The organism is Clostridium pasteurianum DSM 525 = ATCC 6013, assembly GCF_000807255.1.
Lineage (GTDB): Bacteria > Bacillota > Clostridia > Clostridiales > Clostridiaceae > Clostridium_I > Clostridium_I pasteurianum.
In genome coordinates this window covers 2157362-2178392 of the sequence record NZ_CP009268.1, presented here as the reverse complement: position 1 = coordinate 2178392, position 21031 = coordinate 2157362, and the positions used below count along the sequence as shown (strand labels likewise).

The following is a 21031-nucleotide window of genomic DNA, read 5'->3' as shown; positions in this document are numbered from 1 at the left end:
TATGATTATTTTACAGGATAATTTTAAGATGAAATTAAAATACAATACTTTTATAGCTTTGGGAAGCTTTGATGGTCTCCATAAAGGACACATGACTTTAATTAATAAAGTTTTGAAATTGTCAAAATCAAACAATAATTCCAAAAGCATGGTGAATACTTTTGGAAATCATCCTTTAACAATAATAGATAAAACTAAAGTTCCTAAACTTATTATGGATAATGACACTAAAGCGGAAATTTTAGATGAACTGGGTATTGATTTGGTAAATTTTGCTTTGTTTAATCAAGAAATAATGAAAATGTCTCCGGAAGATTTTGTAACTAGTATGATTAAATGTTATAATCCAGTAGGTATTGTAGTGGGATTTAATTATAGATTTGGCAATAAAAATCTTGGTGATGTTGAGCTGTTAAAGAAATTTAGTGAAATATATAATTTTAAATTATATGTAATAAATCCTATTGAATATAATGACAATGTTATAAGTAGTACTAGAATAAGAACTGCTATTAGTGAAGGAAAAATAGAGGATGTAAATCATATGCTATTAAAACCATATATGCTTAAAGGAAAAGTAATGTATGGAAAAAGACTAGGTAGAACTATTGGATTCCCTACGGCAAATTTAGATTATAATAAAGATTTTGTCATACCTAAAGGTGGAGTTTACTACACTTTAGTCAAATATGAAAACAAAGTGTACAAAGGTATAACCAATATAGGTACAAATCCTACTGTTGGTGAAAATGAATTGACTATAGAAACTCATATATTGAATTTTGATGACAATATATATAATAAAAATATTAAGGTATACTTTATAGATAGGATAAGAGAAGAAAAAAAATTTAATTCCTTAGAGGAACTAAAAAAGCAACTGGAAAGAGATAAAAAATTTGCAGATTTGAGAAATATTGAAATTAAACTGTAAAAATTATTTACATTTCAATTTTAATTTGTTATAATTTAGTGTAGTAACCTTTTTCTAAGATTATTGATTGACCGACGATATTCTTGGTGTAAGGGGATAATATTTGGAGGTGTCAACATTAATGGATAAATTAACAAAAGAAACTATTATTAAAGAATATGGCAGACATGAGGGAGATACTGGTTCTCCAGAAGTACAAATAGCTCTATTAACTGAGAAAATAAATCATTTAAATGAGCATTTGAAAATTCATAAAAAGGATTTTCATTCAAGAAGAGGTCTTCTTATGATGGTAGGTCAAAGAAGAGGTCTTCTAAATTACTTAACTAAGAAAGATATTGAAAGATATCGTACTATTATTAAAAAACTTGGATTAAGAAAGTAATCTAGTAGAGCGGTTTAAACCGCTCTATTATTTTAAGTGTCATTGTTACATATAAATTTTTAATTATTACAATAATATATAATATACATTACTATTTATTAAAGGAGGTAAATGTATGAATCATGTACTTGAAGCCACTGTGGCTGGCAGAAAGATGAAGGTGGAATTTGGAAAAATAGGTATGCTTTCAGATTGTGCTATTTTTATGAGCTATGGTGAAACGGTTATTTTAGTAAATGCTAATGCTTCAGAAGCCCCTAGAGATGGAATAGATTTTTTTCCACTAAGTGTTGAATATGAAGAAAGGTTATATTCAGTAGGTAAAATACCTGGAGGCTTTATAAAAAGAGAAGGTAAACCATCAGAAAAAGCTATATTACATGCTAGAGCTATAGATAGACCTTTAAGACCACTTTTTCCTAAAGGCTATAGAAATGATGTTCAAATTGTGTGTACAGTAGTATCTGTTGATCAAGATAATGTTCCGGATATATTAGCTATGAACGGTGCATCAATGGCACTATGTCTATCATCTATTCCATTCACTACACCAGTAGGAACTGTATCTGTGGGAATGATTGAAGATAAATTTATATTAAATCCTACTGAGGAAGAAAGAGAAAAAAGTGTATTAAATCTAACTGTTTGTGCTACAAAAGAAAGAGTAATGATGATTGAAGCAGGTGGAAATGAAATACCAGAGGATGTAATGATAAATGCTATAGAGTTTGGATTTAATGCTTGCCAGGAAATTGTTGCGTTCCAAGAAGAGGCAATGAAGCAGTTTGGTAAGGAAAAAGTTGAACCTGTATTGCATAAAGTGGATAAAAATATAGAAGAGGATGTAAAAAGTTTTGCCTTTGATATGTTAAAAGAAGCTATGTATATTACTGATAGAGACAAAAGAAATGAAATTTTAAAGGATATAAATGAGAAAATTCAAGAAGAATTTGAAGAAAAATATCCAGATAACAGTTCTGAAATAGGTGAAGTGGTATATTCAGTACAAAAAGAAGTTGTTAGAAATATGTTACTTCATGAAGAAAGAAGACCAGATGGAAGAAGTTTTGATGAGGTAAGAAAGATTAGCTGTGATGTAGGAATATTACCAAGGACTCATGGAACAGGATTGTTTACAAGAGGATTAACTCAAGTTATGACTGTTGCAACTATAGGTGCCCTGGGAGATGTTCAGATTTTGGATGGACTTGGAACAGAAGAATCAAAGAGATATATGCATCACTATAATTTCCCTTCTTATTCTACTGGTGAGGTTAGACCATTAAGAGGACCTGGAAGAAGAGAAATTGGTCATGGAGCTCTGGCAGAAAAAGCTTTAGAACCATTAATTCCTTCAGAAGAGGAATTCCCATATACAATAAGATTGGTTTCAGAAGTTTTAAGTTCTAATGGTTCAACTTCTCAGGCAAGTGTTTGTGGAAGTACTTTAGCTCTTTTAGATGCAGGAGTTCCTATAAAAAGGCCTGCAGCAGGTATAGCTATGGGCCTTATAACTAGTGAAGATTTATCAGAAGAAAAAGTTATTACAGATATACAAGGATTAGAAGATTTTTTTGGAGATATGGATTTTAAGGTGGCAGGTACAGAAGAAGGAATAACTTCTATCCAAGTGGATACAAAAATTCATGGACTTTCAAAAAATTGTATAGGTCAGGCTATAAAAGGCGCAAGAAAAGCTAGACTTTTTATACTGGAAAAAATAAAACAATGTATTCCAGATCCAAGGGAAGAATTATCTCCTTATGCTCCAAGAGCTTATACTATAAATATACATCCAGATAAAATTAGAGATGTTATAGGTGCTGGTGGAAAGACTATAAACAAAATTATAGCTGAAACTGGAGTAAAAATAGATATAAATAATGATGGAAAAGTTTTTGTTATGTCTAGTGATGGTGAAAGTGCCAATAAAGCTCTCAAAATGATAGATGATCTTACTAGAGATGTGAAGGCAGGAGATATATATCTTGGGAAAGTTACAAAGATAACTAATTTTGGAGCTTTTGTGGAAATATTACCAGGAAAAGAAGGCCTTGTTCACATTTCAAAACTTGATGTAAATAGAGTAAATAAGGTAGAGGATATAGTATCTACAGGAGATGAAATATTAGTAAAAGTAACTGAAATAGATAATCAAGGTAGAATTAATCTTTCAAGGAAAGATGCTATAGTTCAATCTAAAGCAGACGAGGATAAAAAAGAATAACTAAAATAGAAGGGCAAAATTGCCTTTTTATTTTTGCCTTATTAATTTGCAATTATCAGTTTATAATAATTATGTCTTATATTTTACATATTATAGTAAATGATATATATTTATTTTATTTATATTCTAATTTAGAGGATATTTATAGATATTATTAAATGAATAATTTTAATTAAATTTTATATAATTTATTATAATGATTTTTATATAAGGAGTGGTTATTTTGAAAGATGCTTTGGAAAATATTAAATTATATAGTGAAATTGAAAAATACGAAATTATAAATGTTAATGATGGAGAAAAGTATTCAGTTCTTGCCAATAATGACATAGTTATAGATGAAAATGGAAATATGAAATTACTAATTTTAAATGAAAATAAATCTGGACTAAGTTTTTTTAATAAAAGTGAATTCTTTGAAGTACCCTGGGAGTATGTAAAAAAAATAGGTACTAGAACTATAATAATTGATGCAGAATACAATGATTTAAAAAAGTCTCAATTATAATATGCATTAATAATGTATACATTTCAGTCAGTATGTGCAAAATATATATAGACTGGGAGTGATATTTATGGGCAAGACTAAGGATAAAAAAAATGAAAAAAAATTAAATGAAGAACAGGTTGAAAATATAAAGGAATTGGGAGTTAATGATTTACCTGAAGAAAATGAAAGAATATATGTGTTACCTATAATAGGACAGATTGAGGGACATACGGTTCTTCCACCTCAAACAAAAACAACCAAGTATGAACACGTAATTCCTCAATTAGTTTCTATAGAGAAAAGTAAAACTATAGAAGGTGTATTAATAGTTTTAAATACTGTTGGCGGTGATGTGGAAGCTGGGCTGGCTATAGCTGAAATGATTAGAAGTTTAAGCAAGCCAACTGTTTCATTGGTTATTGGTGGTGGTCATTCTATTGGAGTCCCACTAGCTACTTCAGCAGATTATTCTTTTATATCTCCTAGTGCCACAATGATTATTCATCCTATAAGAATGAATGGTCTTGTAATTGGAGTACCCCAAACTTTTGAATATTTTAACAAGATGCAGCAGAGGATAATAGAATTTATTTCAAGAACTTCAAGAATTGATAAAGATACTATTAAAAAATTGATGATGCAAAGTGATGAATTATTAAATGACATGGGTACTATACTTATTGGAATTCAGGCGGTAAACTATGGATTAATAGATAATGTTGGTGGTATAAAAGATGCACTGGAAAAACTGGAACAGATTATTCAAACACAACCATAGGGAAAATTACCTATGGTTAATTTATATTATATTATTTACAATGGATTTAATGATATTATAAAGGGATATTTGACGTAAATGTAGAATAAACAATTGGAGGTGAATTCATTGGCCAGAAGAAAAAATGTTAAAAACAATAATACTTCAAATAAAAATTCAACTTTAAATAGTGATATTGCAGGAGTAGTATTGATATGCTTTGGTATATTTATAATATTCAGTCTATTTTTTACTAACACTAGTGGTATACTTGGAACTGGTATGAGAAAATTGCTTTTTACAATAATAGGCTTAGGAGCTTACATATTTCCATTTATATTAATATTAATAGGAATGGGATATATGATAAAAAGAGGCAAGCTAGGTTATAATAAAAAATTTTATGGATTTATTCTTTTTATAATAAATACCCTTCTTATTATTACAATGATAAATTTAAATGATTATTATATAAATGGACAAGTATTAGAAGGAATAAAGAGGATATATAGTACTGATAATACAATGCATGGAGGCATAATCTCTTACATTATAGATATTCCTATATCAAGGTTATTTGGCAAGGGTTGCTATGTGGTGTTTTTTTGTATTTATATTGTTTCTTTTGTACTTATATCAAAGAGATCTTTAGGAGATTCTTTAAAAAAAACTCTTCTTGAGCTCAGAGATAGAAGAAAAATTAAAAATGAGATATCTTCAGATTATAATATTCAGGAAAAAGAAGATAATAGTATATTAAAAAATACTTTAGATAAAATAAAAGCTACTGATTTTATAAAAAGTAAATCTGATCAAAAAGATAAAGATATTGTTTCTGAATCCAATATTGAAATAAAGGATAGCAATGATCACATTAAAGAAGCTGCTGTGGAGGATATAAGTGAAGAACTTGAAAAAGAAATTGAAGATAATTCAATCCAAAGTATTCAAGGAGATTATGAACTGCCAAGTATAGATTTTTTAAATGAAAATGAACTTAGTAAATTAAAACGAAGTGATAAAAAAGAACTTTTGACAAGTGCTACAAAATTAACAGATACTTTAAATAGTTTTGGAGTAGACGCAAAAGTAATTCAGGTTACAAAAGGACCCTCTGTAACTAGATATGAGCTTCAGCCAAGTGCAGGGGTTAAAGTTAGTAAAATAGTAAATTTATCTGATGATATAGCATTAAACTTAGCCTCTGCTGGTGTTAGAATAGAAGCTCCTATCCCTGGCAAAGCAGCTATAGGGATAGAAGTTCCGAATAAAGATTTAACACCAGTAGTTTTACGAGAAGTTATAGAGTCAGAATCCTTTGTAAATACAAAAGCTAAACTTGCCTTCTGTCTTGGTAAAGATATAGGTGGAAATTGTGTTGTAGCTGATTTAAGCAAAATGCCTCATGTATTAATAGCCGGTGCTACTGGTTCGGGTAAAAGTGTATGTATTAATACTTTAATTATAAGTATATTATATAAGTATTTCCCAGATGATGTAAAACTTCTTATGATTGATCCAAAAGTAGTAGAATTAAGCATATATAATGGAATACCACATCTTTTGATTCCAGTAGTGACTAACCCTAAAAAAGCAGCAGGAGCCCTTAGTTGGGCTGTAAATGAAATGACTAGGCGTTATAAGATATTTGCAGACAACAGTGTAAGAAATATAGAAGGTTATAATGAATTATTTCATAGAGGAAAAATAGATAATAAACTTCCTTGGATAGTTATAATTATTGATGAGCTTGCAGATTTAATGATGGTATGTCCAAATGATGTGGAAGATTACATAGGAAGACTTGCTCAGATGGCAAGGGCAGCTGGTATGCATTTGGTTATTGCAACGCAGAGACCTTCTGTAGATGTTATTACAGGGGTAATTAAGGCAAATATTCCTTCTAGAATATCTTTTGCTGTATCAAGTCAAATAGATTCTAGGACTATTCTTGATACAGCTGGTGCAGAAAAACTTTTAGGAAAAGGTGATATGCTGTTCTATCCCGTAGGGGAATCTAAGCCTTTAAGAATACAAGGAGCCTTCATATCAGAAGAAGAAGTAGAAAAGATTGTAACATGTATTAAAAATCAAAATCCAAAATCTGAGTATAGAGAGGAAATAATTGAGGAAATAAATAATAATTCTACTCAATCAAAATCTACAGATGAAGATGAATTATTGAATGAGGCTATAAAAATTGTTATAGAGGCAAATCAAGCTTCAACCTCTTTAATTCAAAGGAAATTAAGAATAGGATATAATAGAGCGGCTAGAATTGTTGAACAGTTAGAAGAAAAGGGAATTATATCAAAGAGAGACGGCAGTAAGCCTAGAAATATTTTGGTTACAAAGGAGGAATTGGGGAATTTGTAATATTTCTCAGGAAATAAATGTAACAAAAAATTTTCTTGTTAATACTGATTTTTAGCTATAAAATGATTAGTGTTAATATAAATAATTAAAAAGTAACTATTAAATTTATTCCAAGACTAACTACTCTAATTATAATTATCTTCATAAGATTGAAGGTAAGGGTGGCTGTATATCTGGATAAGGAATTCTAAGTATCTGATAGGTGAAAATTTATGTTTGATGCTAAGAATTCTGTTTGTATTTAATTTGTTATTTATTTTTATATGTAAACATAGGAGGATTTTAGGTGAACAAATTAAATTTTGGACTTATAAGTTTAGGCTGTGATAAGAATAGAATTGATTCAGAAACTATATTAGGAAATATTGAACATAATTATGAAATAGTAAATGATCCTAAAAAGGCTGATATTATTTTAGTAAATACTTGTGGATTTATTGAAGCCTCAAAACAAGAATCTATAAATACCATATTGGAAATGGCAGAATATAAAAGCAAATATAATTGTAAAATGCTCATAGCTACAGGATGTTTAACTCAAAGATATGGGGATGAGCTCTTAAATCTAATGCCAGAGTTAGATTTAATATTAGGAGTAAATGACTATAATGGGCTTAATGATGCTATTAACAATTTTTTTAGTTGTGGTGGTAAAAAGCAGAGTTTATGTAATTACAGCGACAAAAATATAAATGAGGGAAAAAGAATTGTAACTACAGGATCTTTTAGCGCTTATGTTAGAATATCAGAAGGTTGTAATAATTCCTGTTCTTATTGTATAATTCCTAAAATTAGAGGAAAATATAGAAGCAGAACTATGGAGGATATTATAGATGAATGTAATGAACTTAACAAGCAAGGGGTAAAGGAGATAATACTTGTTGCACAAGATACTACAAGATATGGAATAGATATATATAATAAGAAGATGCTTCCTGAATTACTTAGAAAAATTTCAAGGATAAAATCTATTGAATGGATAAGAATATTATATTGTTATCCAGAAGAAATAACAGAAGAATTAATAGAAGAAATATCTGTTAATGATAAAGTATGTAAGTATATAGATATACCGATACAGCATATTAGTAATAATATACTAAAAAATATGAAAAGACACACTAAAAAAGATAAAATAATTAAAAGTATATTAAATTTAAAAGGTAAGGTAGAAAATATATGTCTTAGGACTTCAATTATTGTTGGATTTCCTGGTGAAACTGAAGAAGATTTTCAAGAATTAAAAGAATTTATTAAGTTTATTAGATTTGATAAATTGGGAGTTTTTAAATATTCTAGAGAAGAAGATACAGAAGCTTTTAATATGCCTAATCAAATAGATGAATCTGTAAAAGAACAGAGACAGGAAGAATTAATGCTTATGCAGCAGCAAATATCAAAAGAAATAAATAAAAGTAAAATAGGCAATATATATAAGGTTATCATAGAGGGAAAAAATGATAATGATTATTGGTATGGAAGAAATTATGAAATGTCTCCGGAAATAGATGGTGAAATTTTTTTCAAATGTGATAAAATATTAAATGTAGGTGATTTTACTAATATAAAAATTATAGATAGTCTAGAATATGATTTAATAGGGGTTGTATGCGATGAATCTTGCTAATAAATTAACTTTAATAAGAATAATTTTAGTTCCAATATTTTTGATTTTTATTGCCGTAAGGGGAATTCCTTACGGTAGAAGTATTGCCACAACAGTCTTTATAATCGCTGCTCTTACAGATAAGTTAGATGGTTATATTGCAAGAAGCAGAAATCAAATAACGCGTTTTGGAAAATTAATGGATCCTTTGGCAGATAAACTATTGGTATCTGCAGCTTTAGTTTCTTTAGTAGAATTTCACATACTAAGTAGTTGGGTTGCTATAATAATAATTGCTAGGGAATTTGCAGTTACTGGTCTTAGGTCTATTGCAGCAGCAGATGGTGTAGTACTAGCGGCTAGCTGGTGGGGAAAAATTAAAACAGTCATACAAATTGTAGCAATAATATGTGCGCTGATGAATTTAAATATACGTCATATTAAATTTTTACATAATTATTTTAACATTGATATTGTATCTTTGTTTCAGAATTTAACAAAAGTAACTATGTTTTTGGCTGTAATAATTACTATTATCTCAGGGATAGATTACTTTGTAAAAAATCGAGAAATTTTAAAGTCCGATAAATGATTAAAAAAATATATTTTGACCATAATTTTACTATAAATAAAGTTCCTGTAATTACAGGAACTTTATTTATAGTGTTGACCTAGATTAAATTTTATTATATAATGAAAAAAGAACAAATGTTCGATAATGTGAAAGGTTGGTGAACCCTTAAAGGGATGTAATATGGATAACGAAAAGTTTAAAGCATTGGAAGCTGCCTTGGGACAAATTGAAAAGCAGTTTGGAAAAGGCTCTATTATGAAATTAGGAGAACATAGTGTATTAGATATAGATTCAATATCGACAGGGTGTTTATCTTTGGATATAGCCTTAGGAATAGGCGGAGTACCTAGAGGAAGAATTATAGAAATATATGGACCTGAATCTTCTGGTAAAACTACAGTAGCGCTTCATGTTATAGCAGAAGCACAAAAAATGGAAGGAACTGCTGCCTTTATCGATGCTGAACATGCTCTAGATCCAGCTTATGCAAGAAGACTAGGAGTTGATACTGAAAATTTAATAGTTTCACAGCCAGATACCGGAGAGCAAGCACTGGAAATAGCAGAGGCTCTTGTGAGATCTAATGCTATAGATGTGATAGTAGTTGATTCTGTTGCTGCGTTAGTTCCTAAGGCTGAAATAGAAGGGGAAATGGGTGACTCTCATGTGGGACTTCAAGCAAGACTCATGTCTCAGGCTCTCAGAAAACTTGCGGGAGCTATAAACAAGTCAAAATGTGTAGTTATATTCATAAATCAATTGAGAGAAAAAGTTGGAATTATGTTTGGAAATCCAGAAACAACACCTGGTGGAAGAGCTTTGAAATTCTATGCTTCAGTTAGAATGGATATTAGAAGAATAGATTCTATAAAACAAGGTGATGAAATAATAGGAAACAGAACAAGGGTAAAAGTAATAAAAAATAAAATAGCGCCTCCTTTTAAACAGGCAGAGTTTGATATAATGTATAATGAGGGTATTTCAAAAGAAGGCAATATTGTAGATGTTGGTGTGAAAGAAGAAATAATTCAAAAAAGTGGTGCTTGGTTCTCTTATGGAGATATTAGACTTGGGCAAGGAAGAGAAAATGCTAAACAGTATTTAAAAGAAAATCCGGATATAAAACTTGAAATAGAAACTAAAATAAGAGAAAAAAATGAACTTCCTATAAAAAAATCAAAGGATTCTTCTGAAGATTTAGTTGAGAATACAGCTTCAGATAAAAAATTATCTAAAGCTTAGAGTTTAAAAAGTATAATTATAATAATATTTAGATATAATAAATATGCTATAAAAAACATTGTAAATATTTTTTATAGCAATTATATTTGTTTTAGATTTAAGTTTTATTCAGTAACGAGTTTATGTAATCTGAAGTTGAATATAATATATAAACTTTTTATAAGTTTAGTCAAAATAAAAATTTTTACTGAGAAAAAATCACTTATAATAACATTTATAGTATTTATTCACCATAAACTTGACAGTAATCTTAAATTAATATACAATTAAGCTAAATACAAATACTGGTTTAGCATATTCAAATTATTGCCAATTGAATAAATATGACACCTTTTCAAAGCTTTCATTTTCGCAATTTTATGGAGCTATATAAGCAAAGGAGGTGTTTACGGCAATGGAACGTAATTATTGGATGATAATTGTTGTTGTACTGGTAATTCTGGTGGTTGCAATAGGACTTTATATTATAAAAAAATATTCTTTAGCTAAAATAACTAAGGCTGAAGAAGAAGCAAAAAATATAAAGGATGAAGCTAGCAGAGAAGCTGAATCAATGAAAAAAGAATCCATTTTAGAAGCAAAAGAAGAAGTCCATAAGCTGAGAGTTGATTTTGAAAAAGAATCACGAGAGCGAAGGTCTGAAATTCAAAGACTCGAAAGAAGAAATATTCAAAGAGAAGAGGCTCTAGATAAAAAGAGCGATTTAATTCAAAAGAGAGAAGAAAGTTTAAATGCACGTGAAAGTGCACTTGAAGAAAAAGAAAATAATATTGAAGAATTATATCAAAACCAAAGGAAAGAAATTGAAAGACTTTCAAATCTAAGTGCCGAAGAGGCAAAAGAATTACTGCTTGAAGAGGTTCGTAAAGAAATAAAGCATGAAACGGCAGTTATGATTAAAGATATTGAGACTAGGGCAAAAGAAGAAGCCGATAAAAAGGCTAGGGAAATTATAACTTGTGCAATACAAAGATGTGCTGCAGATCATGTGGCAGAATCAACTGTTTATGTGGTATCTTTACCTAATGACGAAATGAAAGGCCGAATAATTGGAAGAGAAGGTAGAAATATTAGAGCTTTGGAAACTCTTACAGGAATTGATTTAATAATCGATGATACACCTGAAGCAGTTATACTTTCTGGCTTTGATCCTATAAGAAGAGAAGTTGCAAGAATAGCCTTAGAAAAATTAATATTAGATGGGAGAATTCATCCCGCTAGAATTGAAGAAATGGTGGAGAAAGCTAAGAAAGAAGTAGAAAACAATATAAAAGAAGAAGGCGAACAAGCCACTTTCGAAACCGGTGTTCATGGTTTACATGCAGAACTTATAAGACTTTTAGGAAGATTAAAGTACAGAACAAGTTATGGTCAGAATGTATTAAAGCATTCTGTAGAAGTATCGTACTTAGCTGGATTTATGGCATCTGAACTTGGTATAGATCCAACACTTGCAAAAAGAGCAGGGTTATTACATGACATAGGGAAAGCAGTGGATCATGAAATAGAAGGTCCTCATGCTTTAATTGGATCTGAGATAGCAAAAAAATATCATGAATCTTCTGTAATAGTGAATGCTATTGGAGCTCATCATGGGGATATAGATCCTCAATCCCTTGAAGCTATACTTGTTCAAGCTGCAGATGCTATATCTGCTGCAAGGCCTGGTGCAAGACGAGAAACTTTAGAAGCATATATAAAGCGCTTGGAAAAGTTGGAAGAAATTTCAAATTCGTACGAAGGTGTAGAAAAGTCATATGCCATTCAGGCTGGAAGAGAAATTAGAATAATGGTTAAACCAGAAAGTGTTGATGATGCAGGAGCATCAGAAATGGCAAGGAATATTGTCAAGAGAATAGAGAGTGAATTGGAATATCCTGGCCAAATTAAAGTTAATGTAATAAGAGAAACAAGAGCAGTAGAGTATGCAAAATAAATAGATGTTATTTTCCTTTATAAATTATAAAGGAAAATTTTAATTGTGAGAAAAATTCCTTTGAATTTTGTGAAATTTAAAGGAATTTTTTATGCTATGTAGAATAATATACCTGTAGGTTTAAATATCTAAATTTACTATTTTTAATTGAACTTTAGGAGGGTTATTATGGAAGTATTAAAAGTTTCAGCAAAATCAAGTCCAAATTCAGTAGCAGGAGCTTTAGCAGGAGTATTAAGAGAAAGAGGAGCTGCAGAAATACAGGCTATTGGGGCCGGTGCAATAAATCAAGCCATTAAGGCTATTGCTATTGCAAGAGGATTTGTAGCTCCTAGTGGAATAGATTTAGTATGTATACCAGCCTTCACGGATATTGAAATAGATGGTGAAGAAAGAACAGCCATAAAACTTATTGTACAACCTAGATAGAGGGAATTTTAAGTTTTTATATTTAATAAATTAAACAAAAGGACTTGATTATTATTCTTCAAGTCCTTTTATTTGTGCATTAAATATGTTAAATTATAAATTGTGTATATTTTAGAGTATCTTCAATTTATTAATAATGCAAGATGTTAAAATAACTTTTGGAGGTAGTTAATGCTTAAATTGAATTTTCGTCATATATTTAAACTTATGAGACCTAAACAATGGACAAAAAATTTATTTGTTTTTGGAGCTATGATATTTTCAGGAAAATTTGTTGATGAAAATATATTTATAAAAAATATTTTTATTTTTATAATGTTTTGTTTGATATCTTCCTGTGTTTACATATTAAATGATTTAGTAGATGCGGAAAAAGATAGACAACATCCGGAAAAGAAAAATAGACCTATAGCAAGTGGAAAGGTCACAAAATTTCAGGCTAGAATTGTAGAAATTATTCTTCTTTTTGTAATTTTTACTGTTTGCTATGAAATGAATATAAAATTATTTATAGTATTATTAATATATTTTCTAATTAATGTGCTATATTCTTTTAAGTTAAAAAATATAGTCATAATAGATGTTATGATAATTACTTTTGGATTTGTTCTTAGAGTTCAAAGTGGCGGTATTGCAACAAATGTACAATTATCTCCATGGATGATTTTATGTACAATTTTAATTTCATTATTTATAGCACTTAATAAGAGAAAAAGTGAAATAATTGTATTAAAAAGTAAAAGAGGAGAGCATAGAAAAATATTAGATGAATATTCAGTAGAACTTATAGATAATATGCTCACTATAGTGACTCCCAGTGTATTCATTGCATATTGTCTATATACCTTTAGCTCAATACAGAGTAGAACAATGATGTTTACCATACCTTTTGTACTATATGGTATATTTAGGTATCAATATTTGACAATGAAAGAAAATATAGGAGGAAAACCAGAAGATATTTTTCAAAAGGATTTTCCATTTTTAATTAATATAGTATTATGGATAATTACTGTTATAATAATTATATATTTTAAATTATAGCAGTTAAATAATTTTAATAGGTGCTAAATTAATTTTTATAGTACTGATTTAAAAATATTTATATTAGTATTGTTTACTAATTTAATTAGGAATATAATTTCTATAGATGTAATTATATATAATTTAAATTTTACAATAGTCAAAATTATACATATCAGGAGGTATTCTTTATGATTTTTTCTAACAAGGCAAAAAATATTTCTCCATCTCTTACTTTAGCTATTACTGCAAAAGTAAAAGAAATGAAGAAAAATGGTATAGATGTTATAGGTTTTGGTGCTGGTGAACCTGACTTCAATACTCCTAAAAATATTCAAAATGCAGCAATAAAAGCTATGAAAGATGGTTTTACTAAATATACTGCAGCATCAGGTATAATAGAGTTAAAGAAAGCTATAATTAATAAATTTAAAAAAGATAATAATTTGACTTATGATATATCACAAATTATAGTATCAAATGGTGCAAAACAATGTATAAGTAATGTATTTCAAGCTATATTAAATCCTATGGATGAAGTTATAATAAGTAGTCCTTATTGGGTGACTTATCCTGAACTTGTAAAATTATATGATGGTGTTCCAGTAATAATTAGTACAGAAGAAAAAAATTCTTTTAAATTTAATGTAGAGGATCTTAAAAGGGTAGTTACTCCAAAAACTAAAGCTATAATATTAAACAGTCCTAATAATCCTACAGGAACAGTTTATTTAAAAGAAGAAATTCAAGAAATTGCTGAATTCTGTAGAAAACATGATATATTTATAATTTCTGATGAAATATATGAAAAGTTAATTTATGGAGATTTCAAACATACAAGTATAGCAAGTATAAATGAAGATGCCTTTAATAGGACAATTGTAATTAATGGACTTTCTAAAACTTATGCTATGACTGGCTGGAGGGTAGGATATGCAGCTAGTGGAAATACAGAAATAATTAAATTAATGTCAAATATACAGGGACATACAACTGCAAATCCTAATTCTATAGCTCAATATGCTTCTGTAGAAGCATTAGACGGAGATCAATCTTCAGTTGAATTTATGATAAGTCAATTTAAAGATAGAAGAAATTATATGGTAGAAAAGATAAATAGTATAAATAATCTATCCTGCACTAATCCAGAGGGTGCTTTCTATGTAATGATGAATATAAGTAAATTGATAGGCAAAAAAATAAATGGTGAAATTATAAATGGATCTATAGATTTCGCTGAAAGTCTTTTAGATGATAGTAAAGTAGGCGTAGTTCCAGGGGATGCTTTTGGGGTCTCAGAATATGTAAGGCTTTCCTATGCTACTTCTATGGAAAATATAAAATCTGGACTTGATAGAATAGATAATTTTGTAAGTAAAATTAATTAGATATATGAATAAATAATATATAAAATTATACAAAAATACTAAAAAAGTTTCTGCTTTTATGGTTTTAATAGTATATTTATAGATATAAAATAAATTAAAAAATTTGAGAAAGGGGATATTATCAATGAGTAAAATTATAAAATTATTACTTCCAATAGATGGGCAGGTAGCTCCATTATCTGAAGTTAATGATTATCTATTTAATAAAAAAGTAATGGGAGAAGGTGCTGCAATAAAACCAACTGGTAATTATGTATATGCGCCAATAGATGGAGAAATAGCTTCAATTTATGATTCAAAACATGCTTTGATTATAAAAAGCACTGATGGGCTTCAAATTCTTATTCACATAGGTCTTGATACTTCAAAATTAGAGGGAAGGGGATTTGGAACTTATGTTAAAATAGGTGATAAAGTTAAAGCTGGAGAAAAAATATTATTCTTCGATAGAGAATATATAGAAGCTAGATCATCTACAGAAACTCCTGTACTTATAACAAATGTAGATTTAATAGATAAAATTGATATAAACTATAATATTAAAAATGCAGGAAGTGAATTTGCAGAAGTTACATTAAAGTAAGATAAATTTTCTAAAATTTACTTGAATAAATTGTATTAAAATGATAAACTTATAAAAGAGATTCTAAATAGTATATGATTAGCAGAGGTGGATATAATGGTAACAAAAGAAGCTACAGTTAAAAGTTCAACTGGTTTACACGCTAGACCAGCTACACTATTAGTAAAAAAAGCATCATCTTTTAAATCAGACGTTAGTCTTGAATACAATGGTAAAAAGGCTAATATTAAAAGTTTAATAGGAGTTTTATCTTTAGGAGTTACTAGCAACGCTGTTGTTAAAGTAACTGCTTCAGGTGATGATGAAACTTTAGCAGCTGAAGAAGTTGCTAAGTTGATTGAATCAATTACTGAATAATTAATTTAAGTGTGATTTATAAGATAAAAGGATAGCCTTTAAGGCTATCCTTTTATCTTTATCATAAATAATTATAATTATTATTATTATAATCATTTAATAGAATGTATTTTTAATATATATCATATGATACATTAAAAACTTAAAGAAATTATATATTTTTCAAGGAGGCTTTTTAATGTTACCTTGGTATAAAAAAGCAATTTTTTATCATATTTATCCTTTAGGATTTTGCGGAGCAAAAAAGTTAAATGATTTTAATTTAAAGACTATGGAAACTTTAGAAAAAACTTATGATTGGATTAAGCATATAAAGTACTTAGGGGCTGACGCCATTTATTTTGGACCAATATTTGAGTCAACTTCTCATGGATATGATACAGTAGATTACAATGTAATTGACAGACGATTAGGCAATAATGATACTTTTATTAAACTTGTAAAAACTCTTCATAAAAATAATATAAAGGTAGTAATTGATGGCGTATTTAATCATGTAGGTCGAGATTTTTTTGCTTTTAAGGATATACTTTTAAAAGGTAAAAAATCACCATACTGCAGTTGGTTTCATAGACTTGATTTTAATCAAAATAGTCCTCTTAATGATCCTTTTACCTATGATACTTGGAATGGCTATTATAATCTTGTAAAACTTAATTTATGTAATTCAGAAGTTAAAGATTATCTTTTTAAAGCTATAAATATGTGGATTAAAGATTTTGATATTGATGGTTTGAGATTAGATTGTGCAGATTGTCTTGATTTTAATTTTATCAAAGAGCTGGCTTCTTTTTGTAAAAAGCTGAAACCAGATTTTTGGCTTATGGGTGAAATTATACACGGTGATTACAATAGATGGGTAAATAATAATATGCTTGATTCTGTAACAAATTATGAGTGCTATAAGGGATTATATTCCAGCCACAATGACAAAAACTATTTTGAGATTGCTTATTCTCTTAATAGACAATTTGGTAAGGATTTTGGCATTTATAAAAATATGTATTTATACAATTTTATAGATAATCATGATGTTAACAGAATTGCAAGTACATTGAAATTTTCAGATTACATTTATCCGGTATATATAATTTTGTTTACTATGCCTGGTGTACCATCTATTTATTATGGAAGCGAATTTGGAATTAAAGGTGTAAGGAATATATCAGATGATGATTTAAGACCAGAACTTAATTTAAAAAATATACTATCCAGCAACTATAATAAAAAATTAATAAAGTTAATTCATAATTTATCAAATATAAGAAGAGGTTCAAAAGCATTAGAAGAGGGAAAATATATTCAAATAAAGATTTTAAATGAGCAATTTGCATATGCTAGAATAATTGAAGGAGAATGTATAATAGTTATATTAAATTTATCGCAAAATTTTAGATTTATGGAAATTAATGCTCCTATAAAAGCATCTAAGGCTATTGATATGTTAAATAATAAAGATATCTATAAAATTCAGAATAATAATTGCTTTACAATAAAATTAGAGCCTTGTTGGGGGAAAATTCTTAAATTACAGCAGCAATAATATTTGTGATATAATATTTATAAATAATTCTCTATAAAATTAAAAGATATAATAATAAATAAATTATTATTAGTAAGATAAATAAAAGAAATATTATTAATTACTAATAATATAAATTATAAACTGTTCAATAATAATATTATAAAAAAATATTCTTTATAAAATGAATTTGATAATTTAATGTGGGGCAAATTTAAATATACATTAATCTATGATATAATATGAAGTATGTTTATTTTACATTAAGCAACGTTCGCTAGGAGGAAATTTAAATGAGAAACATTTATCAAACGCCGCTAAATACTAGATATGCATCAAAAGATATGTCATATCTATTTTCTGATGAAATGAAGTTTAAAACTTGGAGAAAGCTTTGGGTGGCTTTAGCCGAAAGTGAAAAGGAATTAGGCTTAAATATAACTGATGAACAGATAGAAGAATTAAAAAGCCATATTGATGATATTAATTACGAAGTAGCGGAAAAAAGAGAAAAAGAAGTTAGACATGATGTAATGAGTCATGTATATGCTTATGGTGTTCAATGTCCTAAAGCTAAAGGAATAATTCACCTTGGAGCTACAAGTTGTTATGTAGGTGATAATACAGATATAATTATAATGAAAAAAGCTTTGATACTTATAAAAAATAAAATTATAAATGTCATTGAACATTTATCAGAATTTGCATTAAAATATAAAGATTTGCCTGCCTTAGGATATACTCATCTTCAACCTGCACAACTTACAACTGTAGGAAAGAGAGCTACTCTTTGGATGCAGGATTTATTTTTAGACCTTGAAAATATAAATTTTGTAATTGATACAATAAAATTAAGAGGGGTAAAAGGAACTACAGGTACTCAGGCAAGTTTTATGGAATTGTTTGATTGTAATGAAGAAAAGATTAAAAAACTAGAGAAAAAGGTTACAGAAAGAATGGGTTTTAAAGAAGCTTATGCTGTAACTGGTCAAACTTATTCAAGAAAGGTAGATTCTATAGTACTAAATACACTTTCAGAAATAGCTCAGAGTGCCTATAAATTCAGTAATGATCTTAGAATACTTCAAAGTTTTAAAGAGATAGAGGAACCTTTTGAAGCCCATCAAATAGGTTCATCTGCTATGGCTTATAAGAGAAATCCAATGAGATCAGAAAGAATAGGTTCTTTGGCAAGATACGTAATCGTAAATTCTCTTAATCCTGCAGTAACTGCTGCAACACAGTGGTTTGAAAGAACTTTAGATGATTCAGCAAATAAGAGAATATCTATTGCAGAGGCTTTTCTAGCTTTAGATGGAGTATTAAACCTATATATAAATGTATCCAGTAATTTAGTGGTATATGACAAAGTTATTGCTGCTCGTGTAAATAATGAATTACCTTTTATGGCTACAGAAAATATATTGATGGAAGCCGTTAAAAGAGGTGGAGACAGACAAGAGCTTCATGAGAAAATAAGAGTTTATTCTATGGAAACTGCAAAACGCGTAAAACAGGATGGTCTTGATAATAATTTAATTGATTTAATAGCTAAAGATCCAGCTTTCAATATAAAGAAAGAAGAAATTCTATCAATATTAGATGCCAAGAATTTTGTTGGAAGAGCTCCGGGTCAGGTGACAGATTTTATAAAAGATTATGTTGAACCTATACTAGAATCAAATAGAGAAATTTTAGATATAAATGTAGATATAAATGTATAATTAATGTATTTTAAAAAAGTTGCTTTTTTAACTAAGCAGCTTTTTTTATTTGCCTTAAATTTAAATATAAAAATAGCTTATAAATTCTTTAATAATTAACAATAATAAAATTGTTAAATTAATTTTATAGAATGGAAAGGGTGAATATAATGTTAAGTACTTTAGATTATCCTGAAACTATACCGGCGCAAAAACAAAATCAACAACCGGGATTGGAAACCATGATGAATCCCAAACCTGTGTATGAAGATCCTGAATACAAAGGTAGTAAAAAACTTAAAGATAAAGTTGCTATTATTACTGGAGGAGATAGTGGTATAGGAAAGGCTGTTGCAATAGCTTACGCAAAAGAAGGGGCTAAAATAGCTATAGTATATTTAAATGAACATGAAGATGCTAAGGAAACTAAAAGAATTATAGAAGAAAAGGGAGCCAATTGTTTGCTTATTTCAGGAGACATTGGAGATGAGCAATTTTGTAAGGATGTAGCAGATAAAACAATAAAACAATTTGGAAAAATAGATATACTTGTAAACAATGCAGGGGAACAGCATCCTCAAAACAGTATTGAGGATATAACTAAGCAGCAGTTAGAAAGAACTTTTAAAACTAACATATTTGGAATGTTCTATATGACAAAAGCTGTAATGCCATATTTAAAAAATGGAGATTCAATAATAAATACTGCTTCAATAACTGCTTATAAAGGAAATGAGACATTAATTGATTATTCTGCTTCAAAAGGAGCAATTGTTTCTTTTACAAGATCTCTATCACTTTCTTTGGAGAATAGAAAAATAAGAGTTAACGCCATTGCCCCAGGACCCATATGGACTCCGCTTATACCGGCTTCCTTTAGTGATTATGATGTATCACAATTTGGATTAAATACACCTTTAGGAAGAGCAGGACAGCCATCAGAACTGGCACCAAGTTATGTGTTTTTAGCTTGTAATGATTCATCTTATGTTTCAGGACAGACAATTCATATAAATGGAGGAAATGTTCTAAATGGTTAGATAAACAGATTTCTAAGTATAGGTATTTTGATACTTAGAAATCGTTATCCAGGTATTTGGCAGCCGTTATCTCTTACTATGGATGGTAGTTATCGGATAAAAAGTAACACTAGGATTATTTTAAAGTTATTAGAAGTAGTTTACTTAATTTATATTATGTAAATTAAAATAAATGTAAACAAAAACATATAAAATCAAAAGTTGAGATTATTAAGTACATCTTAAATATTATTTTATAAAAAAGTAAAAATAAGGATTGACAAATTAAATTAATTATTATAAAATGATACTCAACATATAGGAAAAATAAGTAATTCTGACTAGGAAACTAGAGGGAAATCTCATTATAATGAGGTTTCCCTTTGCGCTTTAATAAAAATATTAAAGTATATATGTTGCAATAAATTATATTCATTATAAAATTGTTGTTTTGCTTAATACGTGTCTATTGATTATTAT

18 protein-coding genes are annotated in these 21031 nt (G+C 28.5%); all 18 read left to right on the top strand.

Annotation, left to right across the window (positions count from 1 at the left end):
* The first annotated feature begins 1 nt into the window (after nt 1).
* The 18 genes from CLPA_RS09875 (at nt 2) to CLPA_RS09790 (ending at nt 20572) form a co-directional block, all read left to right on the top strand.
* The gene (locus CLPA_RS09875; protein ID WP_003442258.1) at nt 2–934 is read left to right on the top strand and encodes a bifunctional riboflavin kinase/FAD synthetase; all 933 of its coding nucleotides are present in this window, start codon (nt 2–4) and stop codon (nt 932–934) included.
* 121 nt (nt 935–1055) lie between these two features.
* On the top strand, nt 1056–1319 hold the full coding sequence (gene rpsO / locus CLPA_RS09870; protein WP_003442261.1) for a 30S ribosomal protein S15: 264 nt from the start codon (nt 1056–1058) through the stop codon (nt 1317–1319).
* 115 nt (nt 1320–1434) lie between these two features.
* Nucleotides 1435–3546 carry a polyribonucleotide nucleotidyltransferase gene (locus CLPA_RS09865; RefSeq protein WP_003442265.1) on the top strand — a complete coding sequence of 704 codons (2112 nt, stop codon included), beginning with the start codon at nt 1435–1437 and terminating at the stop codon, nt 3544–3546.
* A gap of 223 nt (nt 3547–3769) precedes the next feature.
* Complete coding sequence (locus tag CLPA_RS09860; RefSeq protein WP_003442268.1) at nt 3770–4054, top strand: YlmC/YmxH family sporulation protein; 285 nt, start codon at nt 3770–3772, stop codon at nt 4052–4054.
* 67 nt (nt 4055–4121) lie between these two features.
* The gene (locus tag CLPA_RS09855; RefSeq protein ID WP_003442271.1) at nt 4122–4814 is read left to right on the top strand and encodes a ClpP family protease; all 693 of its coding nucleotides are present in this window, start codon (nt 4122–4124) and stop codon (nt 4812–4814) included.
* A 108-nt stretch (nt 4815–4922) separates the two neighbouring features.
* Complete coding sequence (locus tag CLPA_RS09850) at nt 4923–7169, top strand: FtsK/SpoIIIE family DNA translocase (RefSeq protein ID WP_003442274.1); 2247 nt, start codon at nt 4923–4925, stop codon at nt 7167–7169.
* Between the two features lie 286 nt (nt 7170–7455).
* Complete coding sequence (gene rimO, locus CLPA_RS09845; protein WP_003442277.1) at nt 7456–8796, top strand: 30S ribosomal protein S12 methylthiotransferase RimO; 1341 nt, start codon at nt 7456–7458, stop codon at nt 8794–8796.
* Nucleotides 8783–9367 (top strand): CDP-diacylglycerol--glycerol-3-phosphate 3-phosphatidyltransferase, encoded by a 585-nt coding sequence (pgsA, locus tag CLPA_RS09840; RefSeq protein ID WP_003442280.1) that lies wholly within the window; start codon nt 8783–8785, stop codon nt 9365–9367. The genes rimO and pgsA overlap by 14 nt, the downstream gene beginning before the upstream one ends.
* Before the next feature lie 162 nt (nt 9368–9529).
* Nucleotides 9530–10591: a recombinase RecA gene (gene recA / locus CLPA_RS09835; protein WP_003442282.1), complete on the top strand. Its 1062-nt coding sequence runs from the start codon at nt 9530–9532 to the stop codon at nt 10589–10591.
* Between the two features lie 394 nt (nt 10592–10985).
* A complete protein-coding gene (gene rny, locus CLPA_RS09830; protein WP_003442286.1) occupies nt 10986–12527 on the top strand; it encodes a ribonuclease Y in 1542 nt (513 codons plus the stop codon).
* A gap of 168 nt (nt 12528–12695) precedes the next feature.
* Entirely contained in the window at nt 12696–12956 is a 261-nt protein-coding gene (locus CLPA_RS09825) for a stage V sporulation protein S (protein ID WP_003442288.1), read from the top strand.
* Nucleotides 12957–13127: 171 nt separating this feature from the next.
* Nucleotides 13128–14000, top strand: coding sequence for a decaprenyl-phosphate phosphoribosyltransferase (locus CLPA_RS09820; protein WP_034830042.1), 873 nt, complete (start codon nt 13128–13130; stop codon nt 13998–14000).
* A gap of 170 nt (nt 14001–14170) precedes the next feature.
* Entirely contained in the window at nt 14171–15367 is a 1197-nt protein-coding gene (locus CLPA_RS09815) for a pyridoxal phosphate-dependent aminotransferase (protein ID WP_003442291.1), read from the top strand.
* A gap of 124 nt (nt 15368–15491) precedes the next feature.
* Nucleotides 15492–15950, top strand: coding sequence for a PTS sugar transporter subunit IIA (locus tag CLPA_RS09810; RefSeq protein WP_003442293.1), 459 nt, complete (start codon nt 15492–15494; stop codon nt 15948–15950).
* Nucleotides 15951–16046: 96 nt separating this feature from the next.
* Nucleotides 16047–16307: an HPr family phosphocarrier protein gene (locus tag CLPA_RS09805; protein WP_003442296.1), complete on the top strand. Its 261-nt coding sequence runs from the start codon at nt 16047–16049 to the stop codon at nt 16305–16307.
* A 178-nt stretch (nt 16308–16485) separates the two neighbouring features.
* Entirely contained in the window at nt 16486–17850 is a 1365-nt protein-coding gene (locus CLPA_RS09800) for an alpha-amylase family glycosyl hydrolase (RefSeq protein WP_003442298.1), read from the top strand.
* Nucleotides 17851–18122: 272 nt separating this feature from the next.
* On the top strand, nt 18123–19553 hold the full coding sequence (purB, locus tag CLPA_RS09795) for an adenylosuccinate lyase (protein WP_003442300.1): 1431 nt from the start codon (nt 18123–18125) through the stop codon (nt 19551–19553).
* A 149-nt stretch (nt 19554–19702) separates the two neighbouring features.
* A complete protein-coding gene (locus CLPA_RS09790; protein ID WP_003442302.1) occupies nt 19703–20572 on the top strand; it encodes an SDR family oxidoreductase in 870 nt (289 codons plus the stop codon).
* The last annotated feature ends 459 nt before the right edge of the window (nt 20573–21031 follow it).

Bases quoted from the DNA above. Each gene is read 5' to 3' on its own strand.
- CLPA_RS09875 (WP_003442258.1), top strand. From the start codon at position 2: ATGATTATTTTACAGGATAATTTTAAGATGAAATTAAAATACAATACT.
- rpsO (WP_003442261.1), top strand. From the start codon at position 1,056: ATGGATAAATTAACAAAAGAAACTATTATTAAAGAATATGGCAGACAT.
- CLPA_RS09865 (WP_003442265.1), top strand. From the start codon at position 1,435: ATGAATCATGTACTTGAAGCCACTGTGGCTGGCAGAAAGATGAAGGTG.
- CLPA_RS09855 (WP_003442271.1), top strand. From the start codon at position 4,122: ATGGGCAAGACTAAGGATAAAAAAAATGAAAAAAAATTAAATGAAGAA.
- pgsA (WP_003442280.1), top strand. From the start codon at position 8,783: ATGAATCTTGCTAATAAATTAACTTTAATAAGAATAATTTTAGTTCCA.
- recA (WP_003442282.1), top strand. From the start codon at position 9,530: ATGGATAACGAAAAGTTTAAAGCATTGGAAGCTGCCTTGGGACAAATT.
- rny (WP_003442286.1), top strand. From the start codon at position 10,986: ATGGAACGTAATTATTGGATGATAATTGTTGTTGTACTGGTAATTCTG.
- CLPA_RS09825 (WP_003442288.1), top strand. From the start codon at position 12,696: ATGGAAGTATTAAAAGTTTCAGCAAAATCAAGTCCAAATTCAGTAGCA.
- CLPA_RS09820 (WP_034830042.1), top strand. From the start codon at position 13,128: ATGCTTAAATTGAATTTTCGTCATATATTTAAACTTATGAGACCTAAA.
- CLPA_RS09815 (WP_003442291.1), top strand. From the start codon at position 14,171: ATGATTTTTTCTAACAAGGCAAAAAATATTTCTCCATCTCTTACTTTA.
- CLPA_RS09810 (WP_003442293.1), top strand. From the start codon at position 15,492: ATGAGTAAAATTATAAAATTATTACTTCCAATAGATGGGCAGGTAGCT.
- CLPA_RS09805 (WP_003442296.1), top strand. From the start codon at position 16,047: ATGGTAACAAAAGAAGCTACAGTTAAAAGTTCAACTGGTTTACACGCT.
- CLPA_RS09800 (WP_003442298.1), top strand. From the start codon at position 16,486: ATGTTACCTTGGTATAAAAAAGCAATTTTTTATCATATTTATCCTTTA.
- purB (WP_003442300.1), top strand. From the start codon at position 18,123: ATGAGAAACATTTATCAAACGCCGCTAAATACTAGATATGCATCAAAA.
- CLPA_RS09790 (WP_003442302.1), top strand. From the start codon at position 19,703: ATGTTAAGTACTTTAGATTATCCTGAAACTATACCGGCGCAAAAACAA.